Consider the following 13,921-nt stretch of genomic DNA (forward strand, 5'->3'; position numbering starts at 1 on the left):
AAAAAGTCCTAAGCAATGCTCAGGACTTTTCTATTATTACAATCTAAACTAAGTTTCTATTTATTTCATTTGAAATAATGGACGAGAAGACATAAACTCGTTTACACGATCTGCAACTCCATCAATGATTTCTTCGTTATCAATATTCATTAATACTTCGTCAATCAAGTCAGCAACAGTTTGCATATCTGCTTCAACCAACCCACGAGTTGTTACAGCTGCCGTACCCAAACGAATCCCCGATGTAACGAAAGGAGATTTATCATCGAAAGGAACCATGTTTTTGTTACAAGTGATTTCTGCTAAAACTAAAGCGTTTTCTGCTTGTTTTCCAGAAATACCTTTGTTACGTAAGTCGATCAACATACAGTGATTATCTGTACCTCCAGAAACAATGTCATAACCTTTTGCAACTAATGCCGCAGCCAAAGCCTTCGCATTCTTCACAACTTGTACAATATAGTCCATATAACCGTCAGATAACGCCTCTTCAAAAGCAACAGCTTTAGACGCGATTACATGCTCTAAAGGACCACCTTGTGTACCAGGGAACACTGCTCCGTTCAAGATTTGAGACATCATTTTCACTTCTCCTTTAGGAGTTTTTGCTCCCCAAGGGTTCTCAAAATCTTTCCCCATCATAATAACTCCACCACGAGGACCACGTAAAGTCTTATGAGTTGTCGTCGTTACAATATGACAATGAGGCATAGGATCGTTCAAGATTCCGCGGGCGATTAACCCAGCAGGATGCGAGATATCAGCTAATAACAAAGCACCAACTTCATCAGCTACCTCACGAAATTTAGCATAATCTATGTCTCTTGAATAAGCGGAAGCACCACAAATTATCATTTGAGGCTTCTCTTTACGAGCAGTTTCTGCCATAGCTTCGTAGTCAATTCTCCCCGTCTCTTTATCCACTCCATAGAAAGAAGTTTGGTAAGTTAACCCAGAAAAGTTAACAGGAGAACCGTGTGTTAAGTGACCTCCGTGCGATAAATCGAATCCTAAGATCTTGTCTCCAGGTTTCAAACACGCTAAGTAAACAGCTGCATTTGCCTGAGAACCTGAGTGAGGTTGCACGTTTGCGTACTCTGCATTAAACAACGCTTTCAAACGATCAATTGCAATAGTTTCCACTTCGTCCACAACTTCGCAACCACCATAGTAGCGCTTTCCAGGATAACCTTCTGCATATTTATTTGTTAAAACAGAACCCATCGCGCGCATTACGTTGTCCGAAACAAAGTTTTCTGATGCGATTAATTCAATTCCATTCAGTTGTCTTTCTTTTTCTTCTTCAATCAAATCGAAGATTACATCTTGTGCCATGTTTTGTTTGTATTAATTGTGTTTCAAATATAAGCTTTTATCATTAGAATTTCTAACTGATATATTCGCAATAACCTAAGAATTATCAAAACAATTTTTCTAATGATTTGGGCGTTCCCTTCGGGCGGGCTATCCGTTGCAATCTTTGCTTTGCTACTCCGCTATCGCTTCGTTCCACGCAAAGGATTTTCACTACTATCCCTAACGCATCTCGAGTTGTGAGTAATAAGTTCGAAGTTTTGAGTAATAATATTTATATTTTTTTCAGAATCATACCTTATTAATACTGAAAAACCAACTTAGTATTCAAACGAATTTCAAATGACCTTTCAATAAAAAGGCATAAAAAAATTGAAGAAATTCGAAGCTATAAAAAGATTTTGCCGATAGGTTTTTAAATCTTTTCGCGAAGAATGAATCATTTTCAGCCGATTTATTGAGGTGTTGATTTGTTTGTTTCGTTTTTTCATCAAGGAAAAATTGAAAGATGGTTTCTTAGATATTCAAAATTTCTAATTTCTAAACCAACCAACTATCAATTTCTCTCATTAAATTTACAGCATGAAAAACCCTACTTTTTGCATTGGTTTGATGTCTGGAACTTCGTTAGATGGTTTGGATATTTGCTATGTCCGATTTGACGATAACCAACTTTTCGAAATTTTACATGCCGAAACTATAGATTATTCATCCGATTGGCGAACAAAACTAACAGAAGCTTTTCAATATTCGGCTATGGATTTATGTCAATTGGATGTAGAGTTTGGTTATTTTCTTGGAGAACAAGTAAAAGAATTTATTCATAAAAATAAGATTAGAAAAGTAGATTTTGTTGCATCTCACGGGCAAACTATTTTTCATCAACCGCAGAAATCATTCACTTTGCAAATAGGAAATGGTTTAGCAATTGCGTCGCGTTGTCAACAAAAAGTGGTGTGCGATTTCAGAACACAAGACGTTATTTTAGGAGGACAAGGAGCGCCTTTGGTTCCGATTGGGGACGAATTATTATTTTCTAACTATGATGCATGTTTAAACCTTGGAGGTTTTTCTAACATTTCGATGAATAGAAATGGAAAACGAATTGCATTTGATATCTGCCCAATTAATATTGTCTTGAATCATTATGCAAAACAACTCGGTTTTGATTTTGATAAAAATGGAGAACGAGCAGAACAAGGACATATTAATATCGCATTAGTTGAAGAATTGAATCTTTTGAATTTTTATCATCAACCTTTCCCAAAATCATTAGGTTTTGAATGGGTTATGAATGAGTTTTTAACAATTGTTGATAAGTACGATATTTCTATCGAAGATAAGCTGAGAAGTTGTGTGGAGCATTTCGTAATTCAAATTAAAAATACCTTTGCTTTATATGATATCAACAACGTGTTGATAACTGGAGGAGGAGTTCGAAATACATTTTTTATCAATCGTTTAGGAGAATTATCAACTGTTGAAATCATTATTCCAACTGATAATTTAATCGATTTTAAAGAAGCCTTAATATTTGCATTCCTTGGTTATCGTCGTGTTTATAACGAAATAAATTGTTTGGCATCTGTAACAGGAGCGAGCAAAGACCATTCGTCTGGAATTATATATCACTTATAAAGTCTATCTAAATAATAGAGTTTAAAAAATATTTTATTTACATTTGTTCGATAACCAAGAATAAATGCGATATGAAATATTCGAAAAATAAAGATGTTATTTTACTTCATGGCTTATTTGGAAGCCTTAGTAATTGGGGAAATGTTATCAAGAATATTGAAATAAATTATAATGTTTATACGCCAACATTTCCTTTATTTTCTACACATTTCAAAAGAAATTCACTTCAAAATTTAGTTCAATTTCTAGAAAATTATATTCAATCTAATAAAATTGAAAATCCAATATTAATTGGAAATTCTTTGGGCGGTCATGTTGTATTGCTGTATGCGTTGGCACATCCAAATTTGGTTGATAAATTGATTTTAGCTGGAAGTTCAGGTTTGTATGAAAGCAATTTGCAGGCTTCTTTTGTGCGTGTGCGAGATTACGAGTATATCAAAAATAAGGTAGAAGAAGTTTTTGAAACAAAAAATGTTGTAACAAAAGAGTTGGTTGATGATGTTTTTTCGGCCGCTAATACGCCTACACAAGCTTTGACTATAATTTAAATTGCGCGAGATGCAAAGCGACAAAATTTGAAACATCTTTTACATAAAATAGATCAGCCAGTTTTATTGGTTTGGGGAAAACAAGATATTGTGACACCGCCAAATGTTGCTGAAGAGTTTTTTGCACATTTACCTAATGCAAAATTAGCTTATAGCGATGATTGTGGTCATGTGCCGATGATGGAACAGCCATTACTTTTTAATCAACATATCAACAATTTTTAAGTGCTTAAAAATGAATCATCCCGAGTATTTAGCTTTTGCTTTACCAGCTTTTTTTCTTTTTTATGGCTTGAATATGTAGTTGTTAAAAAGAAAAAATTAAAGAATATTTATAAGTATGAAAGTTCGGTTTCTAATATTTCAATAGGAATTGCAGAACGATTATTGAATCTTTTTATTACGGTAAGTTTTTACAATTTGTATGTTTGGATTTACGAAAATTATCGTCTTTTAGATATTTCAAATGCTTGGTGGATTTGGGTTGTGATGCTTTTAGCGACAGATTTTGTTTGGTATTGGTATCATCGTTTGGGACATGAAGTCAATATTTTTTGGGGAGCCCATATTGTGCATCATCAATCCGAAGAATTTAATTTTACGGTGGCGGTACGTATAACAACTTTGCAAGCAATTGTTCGCAATATTTTTTGGTGTATTTTGCCTTTTATTGGTTTTCATCCAAATTTAGTGATGACGATTTTGGTGGTTCATGGCGTGTATTCTTTTTTTACGCATACGCAGATTTTGGAGAAACAAAAATGGCTTGAATATATTTTTATAACACCTTCTCTTCATGGTGTTCATCATGCTTCTGACGAAAAATATTTGGACAAAAATTATGGAGATGTATTTGTTTTTTGGGACATATTATTTGGTACTTTTCAGAAAGAAGAAGAAAAACCAAGATATGGATTGACGCATCCTATCAATAGTTACAGTTTTTTGTGGCAACATTTTCATTATTATTTAGAGTTGTATGAAGCTGCTCGAAGAAAATCCTCCATTAAAGAAAAATTGACGATATATTTTGGTAGTCCAGCAGTGATGGATCAGGAAATAAGACCAATTATTGAAAAGAAATGGGTGTCTAAGAATAAAGGGAATAGTTATCATTTCAAATACAAAGGTTATATTAATTTACAATTGATTTTATCGTTTGTCGCGATGAGTATTCTAACATATTATTTTGATCAATTTGATAATTTAACCAAAGGTTTCTTCGTTATATTTGTCTTGATTACATTAATAAATATTGGTGCACAATTAGAACAAAAAAGATGGGTACCGTATTTAGAACATATTAGATTTTTAGTGTTTTGTAGTTTTTTTATCATTCAATCTCATAATTATTTCTTGCTGATTTTACCTTTCATATTCGTTTTTATCATCGAAAAGATGTTTAATTTTAGTAATTGGTATCAAAAAAGTATTTTAAAGATTATATAAATGATAATTTAGGTCTTATTGTTTCGTTTTGATTAGGCGGTTAAAAACGAGTTTATTATTTTTACCAAACTAAAAAAAATATAATGATAGTTTCTAAACTTTTTAACCAATTTTTTCATAGCCAGACTTCGGGCGGAATTTTATTGATTTTCTGTACTGCGTTTTCTTTATTATTAGCCAATTCACCAATTGCAGAATCTTATGATGCGATTTGGTTAACAGATATGTTTGGGCATTCTTTTGCACATTGGATTAATGATGGTTTGATGGCTATTTTCTTTTTCTTGATTGGTTTAGAATTAAAACGAGAAGTTTTTGTAGGTGAATTGTCGGATACTAAAAAAGCAATTTTACCTGTTTTTGCAGCTTTGGGAGGAATGTTAATTCCAGCATTTATTTTCTTTTTGACGAATAAAGGAACGGATACTATTCATGGTTTTGGAATTCCGATGGCGACAGATATTGCTTTTGCTGTTGCTATTATTACAATGTTAGGAAAAAGAGTTCCATTGTCTCTTAAAGTATTTTTAACAGCTTTAGCTGTGATTGACGATTTAGGAGCAATTATTGTGATTGCATTATTTTATCCAAACCCAGAATTACCTTTAGATTTTACACAATTCGGAATTGCAATTGCCATTTTGTTAGGTCTTTTCGCTTTAAATAAATTAAAAATAAAATCAATGATTCCTTATATCATTGGAGGGATTGCTGTTTGGTGGTTTATGTTGCATTCGGGTATTCACGCTACAATTGCGGGAGTTTTGGTTGCATTTACAATTCCATTTGATAAGGACGATTCTAAATCACTTTCAGCTAAAATGGAGCATGCTTTACATATTCCAGTAGCATTTATTATTCTACCATTATTTGCTTTGGCAAATACTGCAATTACGATAGATGGTGGAGGATTAGCACATTTTAGTATTCCTTTAGCTTCGGGTATTTTCTTAGGATTAGTTGTAGGAAAACCAGTCGGAATTACATTATTTACATGGATTGCGGTTAAATTAGGATTGTGTGAATTACCTACAGCAGTCAATTTCAAACGAGTTTTTGGTGTCGGAATTTTAGGAGGAATTGGATTTACAATGTCCATTTTCGTTTCGATGTTAGCGTTCAAAGACCCAAGCTATATAAATGAAGCAAAATTGATGATTTTAGTAGCTTCGTTAACAGCTGCTATTGTTGGATTTATTGTTTTGAAAATATTATTAACTACAAAACAAGATTATTCAGATTAAGAATAGTCAATTCATAAATAATAGAATCGAATTTTTCTTCGGAGAAATTCGATTTTTTTTTGAAGATGATTCCGTAACTTCGTGTAAAATTTTTGAATAAATGAGAACGTATCAAGAAACAATCGATTGGTTGTTTACAAATTTACCAATGTTTCAACGTGTTGGAGCATCAGCAATGAAAGCAGATTTAACAAATATTACAGCGTTATGCGAGTATTTGGGAAATCCTCAAACTAAGTTTAAAACGGTTCATATTGCAGGGACAAATGGTAAAGGAAGTACGTCTCATATGTTGGCCTCTATTTTTCAGGAAGCAGGTTATAAAACAGGTTTGACAACTTCTCCACATCTCAAAGATTTCCGTGAACGAATACGTGTAAATGGAGAAATGGCTGATGAAGAATTTGTGATTGATTTTGTGAATAAGCATGAGCAAAAAATAATTGATCAAAAAGCATCTTTTTTTGAAATTGCAATTGCGATGGCTTTCGAATATTTTGCACAACAGAAAGTTGATATCGCGATTATAGAAACTGGTTTGGGCGGACGATTAGATTCAACGAATATTATTTTACCAGAACTTTCTGTGATTACGAACATTGGTTTAGATCATACACAATTTTTGGGTGATACATTGGACAAAATTGCATTTGAAAAAGCTGGTATCATAAAACCAAATACAGCGGTTGTAATTGGTGAAACAACAGCAGAGACAAAAACAATTTTTGAACAAGTAGCGAAAGATAGAAATGCAAAAATCATTTTTGCTGAAGAAAAACATTTTCAAGATTTAGCTTCAGATTTGAAAGGGTCTTATCAAATCAAAAATAAACGTACCGTTTTAACCGCTATTGAACAATTGCAAAAACAAGGTTGGGCAGTCTCTCCTGAAAATATTACGAATGGCTTATTGAATGTTGTAAAGAATACAAATTTGCGCGGACGTTGGGATATTTTAGGACAACACCCATTAATTGTTGCTGATACTGCGCATAATCCACATGGTTTAGCAGAGGTTTCAAAACAAATAAATGAGCAAGCTTATAATCAATTGCATTTAGTTTTGGGATTTGTCAACGATAAAGATGTTTTGTCAATTCTTCAGTTTTTTCCAAAAAAGGCAACTTATTATTTTTGTCAACCAAATGTTCCACGTAAATATGATATTGATGAGCTGTATCAAATAATTCCAGAAGATATACAGGACAAACATTTTTTCGATTCTGTAGAAAAAGCATTACTTGCAGCCAAAAATAATGCTTCTGTGAATGATATGATTTATATAGGTGGTAGTACATTCGTTGTCGCTGAAGTGATTTGATTTTATTATTTTAATTGATTTGATATTTTTTTATTTAGAAAGGTAAAATACAGATGTAATAATTAGGATAAACTGATCCTGTTATAACTTGTTTATTCAAATCGATTTAATGATTCAGTTTTTTTTGAAAAAAATAGGTAAGCTGTTGTTTGTCAGCAAGTTGAATATCTAAAAAATGCATCTTTTAAAGAGAGAGAGCATAAATGATTGATTTATATAGTTTATATTTGTTCAATTCAATAAAAAAAAAATTATAATCAGAATATAGTGCTGTAGATAGTTTATATTTAAAAGTAGTTACTAAATGTCAAGGATGTACTTATGGAGATACACAATATTTTAAAATAAAAATTAAAAAATTGTAGTACAATTTCCAATCCTATGATACGTACTCGGTTATATAAATAATTTTTCAGAATAAGAATATAACAAGTAATAAGGTTATCCATTTTGGGTAGCCTTTCTTTTTTTTACTAATTTATTTCGCTTCGCGAAACCTTTCCCGAGTCCATAACCCAAAAGTAGCCGCTGCCCATTTGCTTGATTCAGCAAATCGTCACCGCCTAATCATTCCATGCAGTGAAAATATAAACCTCGCGCGCAATGAGCCACCATTTTTTTGTTCAACTCCAACCATCCAAAAAAAGTATTGTATACACTCTACTGCCTCTCTACTGCCACTATGTTGCCTTTATCCTGCCTTCATCCTGCCTTTAAGTAGCGAGTAAGCTTGAGGATGTAGCTGATTTTTCACGAAACTTAAATCAAAATTATGACTAAAAATATTAGTTCTATTTTTAAGTATCGTAGGGTATTTTACTTTCATTTCAATATTGACTGGAACTCAAGGTTGGAAAAATATGTTTGATAGTCTAAAAAATATAAAAGAAAATTCACTCGATTTTTATATGTTTTTATGGCCAATTATAATTTCAGAATACTCTTATTTGTTAATGTAAAACTTTATTTGAATTTAAAATCACATAAAAAAAATCCATAAACAATTCTAAATACGCAATTAATTAGCTTATTTAATTTACTCACTTTCAGTAAATAGCGTCTATTTTACTTTTTATTTGGTTTTTATAGAAAGTTGCGTATATTTGAGAGTTAGCCGTAATTTTACCAAAATCCCGTATGAAACAGAAATCTCAATATTTAGGCATATTCTTAGGTGTAATTTACGGACTGATAATTCGAATTTTAGGAGACAACGAAATTTTTGAAGATTATTACAATATTTACAGTATTAGTTTTCTTTGGGTAACTCCAATAGTTATTGGTTTATTTCCGATACTTTTCTCCTCAAATGAAATTTACAAATCAAAAGCTAAATTATTCTTCTATCCAATTATTACCATTATTCTATTTTTAATTGCAGCATTAATTACAAGAATTGAAGATTTAGTGTGTTTGTTAATTATTGGACTTCCTTTTTTACTGGTTGCTGGAGTAATTGGTCTTTTGCTTGGTGCTTTCGTCAAAGACAGAATAAAAGATAAAAAACTTTATTCAATTATTTTAATTCCACTATTGTTAAATCCAATTGAAAACTTAATTCCGAATAAAGAAGAAGTTTACAGCGTTTCATCTGAAATAATAATTAATAAAAATAAAGCCGAAATATTCCCTAATTTATTGTCAGTTCCAACAATATCTGATGATGAATACAAGAATGGATTTTATCAAAAAATTGGTATTCCACGACCTGTCAATTCAGAAATTTTGACAAACGAAAATCAAATGTACAGAATTGGACATTTTACAGATGACTTGAAACTTTATGAATATGTATCAGAAATTAAAGAAAATGAATTTGTCAATTTCAAAATAGATCTGTCCAAATCTCAATTAAGAGAAACACCAACCGATCAGCATTTACTTAAAAGTAATTATTTCAATTTTGAAAACATCAATTACTCACTTGAATATATTTCTGAAACAAAAACGAAGATAATTCTTAATTGCGACTATAAAATTGAATCGAAAATGAATTTTTATGCCAACTTTTGGGCGAAAAGTATCATTGGAGATTTTGAAAAACGACTGTTAGAATCGCTAAAAACAAAACTAGAAAAATAAAAAACTACGGCTAACAAGGGTAACTGTTGCACAACTCCAATTTTTATAAAAATTTAAAATATTTGACCTCGTTTAAGCCATTTTAAGTGAGGTTTGTTTTTAAAGAAATATGCTAAATTGTAATATTAGGTTTGCTTAAAAACGCATTTTTTAAGTCGTGAAGGAGTACTTTTGTAAAAAGCTGTATTTCCCTTGTTTTAGGGAAACAACTTGGGCTAAAACACTCGGGGTTTTGAAAATAAAGCGCAGGTATTTCTTCAAGTTGTAAGATAAACTTGACATCAAAACGTGTTTATTGGCTTGTGACATTCCTCTGCTGTTGATTCGTTTTAGGTTAAAAAAGTTAATCAACGTTCCTAAAACGGGTTCTACTGTAGCACTTCGACGCTTTACTAATCTGCGGTGATACGCTTTGTTTTTGGTGAGTTTTTCGTGCATTTTATCGTACAATGGTTTGTGAATACTTTCTTGACCTTGAGTGCCGTAATATTTTTGAGTGGATTTGTACAAAAAATGTAAATCTAATGCTTGATTTACACGGCGATAAAAGTTATCGGTTGAACTAACCGCTCTAAGCTTAGTTCGTAAAATAATTGTGGGGTAAATTCTTTTCGTCCTTGCATACAACAAGATCCGAATTTTTTTTTATTTTTGAGTTGTGCAACAAGCACAAGGGTTTGGCAAAATGCGGGGTTAAAGTGCTAAATTCAAAGTTCGTACTTCTATCTCCGCCAAAAACGAATAAAATTCGTTTTTGTTTTTTAAATTTAACTCACAAAAATTCGTTATGGCTCGCCTCGGTGCAAAATCGAAACTTTAGGCTTCGATTTCCCCGCCTTCGGCAATATGCGGCCCGTTACATGCAAGCGCATCCAAACTTTACGCATAAATCCCTAATCTTAAAATCATCGGTTATTTTTTGTAAATTGCAATCAATTATAGAGAAATTGAATTAATGAAAGTTTTGGAAAAAATATCACTTGATAAAATTAGAAATGATAGGAAAAATCCTATCATTAATTTTGACGTGAAAGATGCTGTGATAACTCATTATCTCCATAACAATAAAAACGGAGTGTCACAATTTTATAAAAGTGATGCTATTGAATATACAAATGAAATTCTAAAAAATTACGTTTCAGAAGATTATACAAATTACTTTTCCGAAAAGAATTTTCAATTAGAACTTTTCAATAACGAAAACGTACCATTCCAACCAGTTGAGAAACCAAAATTCAAATTTATTGATTTATTTGCTGGAATTGGTGGTTTCCGTTTGGCTTTACAAAATCTTGGCGGGAAATGTGTATTTACTAGCGAATGGGACAAACAAGCGCAAAAAACATATCGTGCCAATTTTGGAGAAACTCCGTTTGGTGATATTACAAAAGAAGAAACAAAACAATATATTCCAGACGGTTTTGATGTACTTTGTGCTGGTTTTCCTTGTCAAGCATTTTCAATCGCTGGAAAACGTGGAGGATTTGAAGATACAAGAGGAACATTATTTTTTGATGTTGCTGAAATCATCAAACGTAAACAACCAAAAGCATTCTTTTTAGAAAACGTGAAAGGTTTAAGAAGTCATGACAAAGGAAAAACTTTAGAAACGATTTTAAATGTTTTACGTAACGACTTAGGATATTTTGTTCCAGAACCTCAAATAGTAAACGCTAAAGATTTTGGAGTTCCACAAAATAGAGAACGTATTTATATTGTTGGTTTTCATCCAGATTTGTGCATTGATAATTTCAGCTATCCAAAACCAACAAATCAAAACTCAACTTTTGCAGACGTGAAGGAAGAAAATGTAGTTGAAACAAAATATTATCTTTCAACTCAATATCTTCAAACTCTTGTAAATCACAAAGCAAGACACGAAAATAAAGGAAACGGGTTTGGTTACGAAATTATAAAAGATAATCAAACAGCTAACGCTGTTGTTTGTGGCGGAATGGGACGTGAAAGAAATTTAGTTTTAGACCATAGAATTACTGATTTCACTCCAACAACCAAAATTAAAGGTGAGGTAAATCGAGAAGGAATCCGAAAAATGACTCCAAGAGAATGGGCAAGATTACAAGGTTTTCCAGATAATTACATTATTCCAGTTGCTGACGCATCTGCTTACAAGCAGTTCGGTAACTCCGTTGCCGTACCAGCTATTCAAGCAACTGCAAACGAAATTATTAAACTAATGCTGAAAACTAAATGATAACAGGAAATAAGGGTGAATGGAGCGAAGTTTATGCGCTTCTTAAAATTATTGCTGATAAACAATTATTTGCTGGAGATAGTGATTTAAATAAAATTGAATCATTAATATTTCCAATTATTAAAGTTTTAAGAGATGAGTCAAATGGAACTTTCGTGTTTTCATATGAAAACGATATTGTTTTAATTAAAAATGGAGAAGAGGAATTTAGAATCTCAATCTCTAATTTTCAAGAAAATGCAAGTTTACTTTTACAAAAGTTAAAAGAAAAAACAAATGCTACTTTTTCAATTCCTCAAATTGAAACATTTATTAATTCATATCAAAGTCAATCAATTAAAGCTAAATCTTCAGTTAAAAGCGATATTAAAATTGTTATTCACGACCAAAGAACTGGAACGAATCCCGAATTAGGATTTAGTATAAAATCACAATTAGGTGGAGCTTCTACTTTACTAAATGCTGGAAAAACTACTAATTTCATTTACGAAATTGAAAACATAAACTTATCTGAAGAACAAATCAATTTGATAAATTCAATTGATACAAGAAGTAAAATAAAAGATAGAATTGAAGAAATTTATTCGTTAGGTGGTTCTTTAAATTTTATTAAAACGGAAAGTTCTATTTTTGGAAATAATTTAATTCTGGTTGATTCTGCATTACCCAAAATCGTTTCGGAAACACTTAAAAAATTCTTTACTTCAAGTTTATCAAAAACTATCGAATTAATAAATTCAGTTTCTGAAACAAATCCTTTAAACTTTAATTTGGAGAATAATCATCCTTTTTACACGTATAAATTCAAGCGATTTATAACAGATATTGCACTTGGAATGATGCCGTCAAAAGTCTGGACTGGACAACTTGATGCAACTGGTGGATATTTAGTCGTAAAAGAAGATGGAGAAGTTTTGTGTTATCACATTTACAACCGAAACGAATTTGAGGATTATCTTTATTCAAATACAAAATTTGAAACTGCAAGTAGTTCAAGACACGATTTCGGAAGTATTTATAAAGAAAATGATAAACTTTATTTCAAACTGAACTTACAAATTAGATTTCTATAAAAGCGCCAGCATGTAACAAGGGTAACTGTTGTACAACTCCAATTTTTATTTCAGTTAGACAAAAAAAATAAAGAATTGAGCTACATTGGAACGATGAATAAAAACTACCACTAACAACTAATCTTCCTTCTTGCCAGAAGGGGAGAAGGTAAAAACCTGTTGAGGAACCTGTAATTAGAACTATCATATATTATATAGCTAAAGTTTAGCTCGACTTTATTAATGAATATCGGAACTTTTCCCGAGTCGTTAACCACAAAGTAGACATTTTACTTTTATTTATAAGTAATAAAAACAAAACATCTAATCATTTTGTGTAGTAAAAACGATGTTTTCGGGTCTAAAATCTACTATCTAGTTTCTCAAATCTAAAATTCTCAAAAAATATTTCCCGTCATAACAGTTAGTTAGGGATATAAAGTAAAATAAATGTAAAATGTGTTTGGAAGTTCGGAAAAATGGGTTGTATATTTGCAATCCCAATACGAAAGACGAGTAGTATTGTAGTTGACATAAAGTAAAACAAGCGACAAAATTTTTAAAAATAAATTTTGTTGAATTAGAAATAAGTTTTACCTTTGCGACCGCAAATAACGAGAGTGATTTTGCTGCGAAGTAAATTGACTTATTGAAATAAAAACTTTAAATTTTTTAAAATAAAATTTTGTTAGTTAAAAAAATAAGTATTACCTTTGCAACCGCAAATACCGAGAGGATTTGCTAAATGAGAAGTTCATTTGAAATTATAAAATATACAGAAGAAAAAATAGCCGAATAAAACGAAGTCAATCCTTTAATAATGGAGCTATAGGAAATTCGAAGTTGTAAAAACATAGGTAGCAATACCAAAAGAAAAATTACAATGGAGAGTTTGATCCTGGCTCAGGATGAACGCTAGCGGGAGGCTTAACACATGCAAGCCGAGGGGTATAGTTCTTTCGGGAGCTAGAGACCGGCGCACGGGTGCGTAACGCGTATGCAACTTGCCCTACTGAAAAGGATAGCCCTTCGAAAGGAGGATTAATACTTTATAA

Annotated in this window: 10 protein-coding genes, 1 rRNA gene and 1 pseudogene; 10 read left to right on the forward strand and 2 right to left on the reverse strand. The window is 31.7% G+C overall.

The genetic code is table 11. From position 1 onward, the window contains the following. Positions 1–60: 60 nt before the first annotated feature. Complete coding sequence (glyA, locus tag B2217_RS14375) at positions 61–1,335, reverse strand: serine hydroxymethyltransferase (protein ID WP_135834919.1); 1,275 nt, start codon at positions 1,333–1,335, stop codon at positions 61–63. A gap of 561 nt (positions 1,336–1,896) precedes the next feature. On the opposite strand from glyA, the gene B2217_RS14380 reads away from it, so the two are divergent. The 7 genes from B2217_RS14380 (at position 1,897) to B2217_RS14410 (ending at position 9,599) form a co-directional block, all read left to right on the forward strand. Beyond that, positions 1,897–2,952, forward strand: coding sequence for an anhydro-N-acetylmuramic acid kinase (locus B2217_RS14380; RefSeq protein ID WP_244957976.1), 1,056 nt, complete (start codon positions 1,897–1,899; stop codon positions 2,950–2,952). 71 nt (positions 2,953–3,023) lie between these two features. Further along, a complete protein-coding gene (locus tag B2217_RS14385; RefSeq protein WP_180905266.1) occupies positions 3,024–3,503 on the forward strand; it encodes an alpha/beta fold hydrolase in 480 nt (159 codons plus the stop codon). Positions 3,504–3,530: 27 nt separating this feature from the next. After that, positions 3,531–3,728 (forward strand): alpha/beta fold hydrolase, encoded by a 198-nt coding sequence (locus B2217_RS14390; protein WP_180905265.1) that lies wholly within the window; start codon positions 3,531–3,533, stop codon positions 3,726–3,728. Positions 3,729–3,890: 162 nt separating this feature from the next. Continuing rightward, positions 3,891–4,952, forward strand: coding sequence for a sterol desaturase family protein (locus tag B2217_RS14395; RefSeq protein ID WP_244957975.1), 1,062 nt, complete (start codon positions 3,891–3,893; stop codon positions 4,950–4,952). 83 nt (positions 4,953–5,035) lie between these two features. Further along, positions 5,036–6,196 (forward strand): Na+/H+ antiporter NhaA, encoded by a 1,161-nt coding sequence (gene nhaA, locus B2217_RS14400; protein WP_180905264.1) that lies wholly within the window; start codon positions 5,036–5,038, stop codon positions 6,194–6,196. A 100-nt stretch (positions 6,197–6,296) separates the two neighbouring features. Further along, positions 6,297–7,517 (forward strand): bifunctional folylpolyglutamate synthase/dihydrofolate synthase, encoded by a 1,221-nt coding sequence (locus tag B2217_RS14405; RefSeq protein WP_180905263.1) that lies wholly within the window; start codon positions 6,297–6,299, stop codon positions 7,515–7,517. A gap of 1,137 nt (positions 7,518–8,654) precedes the next feature. Then, a complete protein-coding gene (locus tag B2217_RS14410) occupies positions 8,655–9,599 on the forward strand; it encodes a hypothetical protein (protein ID WP_171623951.1) in 945 nt (314 codons plus the stop codon). A gap of 150 nt (positions 9,600–9,749) precedes the next feature. Here B2217_RS14410 and B2217_RS14415 read toward each other — a convergent pair. After that, a pseudogene (locus B2217_RS14415) lies at positions 9,750–10,070 on the reverse strand (transposase); the annotation flags it as partial. A gap of 604 nt (positions 10,071–10,674) precedes the next feature. On the opposite strand from B2217_RS14415, the gene B2217_RS14420 reads away from it, so the two are divergent. The 3 genes from B2217_RS14420 to B2217_RS14430 all read left to right on the forward strand — a co-directional run. Beyond that, complete coding sequence (locus B2217_RS14420) at positions 10,675–11,814, forward strand: DNA cytosine methyltransferase (protein ID WP_244957973.1); 1,140 nt, start codon at positions 10,675–10,677, stop codon at positions 11,812–11,814. Beyond that, positions 11,811–12,887, forward strand: coding sequence for an HpaII family restriction endonuclease (locus tag B2217_RS14425; RefSeq protein ID WP_180905261.1), 1,077 nt, complete (start codon positions 11,811–11,813; stop codon positions 12,885–12,887). The genes B2217_RS14420 and B2217_RS14425 overlap by 4 nt, the downstream gene beginning before the upstream one ends. A gap of 859 nt (positions 12,888–13,746) precedes the next feature. Beyond that, a 16S ribosomal RNA gene (locus B2217_RS14430) occupies positions 13,747–13,921 on the forward strand; the annotation flags it as partial.

The sequence above is a fragment of the Empedobacter sp. UBA7620 genome, assembly GCF_002484185.1.
Taxonomy (GTDB): Bacteria; Bacteroidota; Bacteroidia; order Flavobacteriales; family Weeksellaceae; genus Empedobacter; species Empedobacter falsenii_C.

Bases quoted from the DNA above. Each gene is read 5' to 3' on its own strand.
- glyA (WP_135834919.1), bottom strand. From the start codon at position 1,335: ATGGCACAAGATGTAATCTTCGATTTGATTGAAGAAGAAAAAGAAAGA.
- B2217_RS14380 (WP_244957976.1), top strand. From the start codon at position 1,897: ATGAAAAACCCTACTTTTTGCATTGGTTTGATGTCTGGAACTTCGTTA.
- B2217_RS14385 (WP_180905266.1), top strand. From the start codon at position 3,024: ATGAAATATTCGAAAAATAAAGATGTTATTTTACTTCATGGCTTATTT.
- nhaA (WP_180905264.1), top strand. From the start codon at position 5,036: ATGATAGTTTCTAAACTTTTTAACCAATTTTTTCATAGCCAGACTTCG.
- B2217_RS14405 (WP_180905263.1), top strand. From the start codon at position 6,297: ATGAGAACGTATCAAGAAACAATCGATTGGTTGTTTACAAATTTACCA.
- B2217_RS14410 (WP_171623951.1), top strand. From the start codon at position 8,655: ATGAAACAGAAATCTCAATATTTAGGCATATTCTTAGGTGTAATTTAC.
- B2217_RS14425 (WP_180905261.1), top strand. From the start codon at position 11,811: ATGATAACAGGAAATAAGGGTGAATGGAGCGAAGTTTATGCGCTTCTT.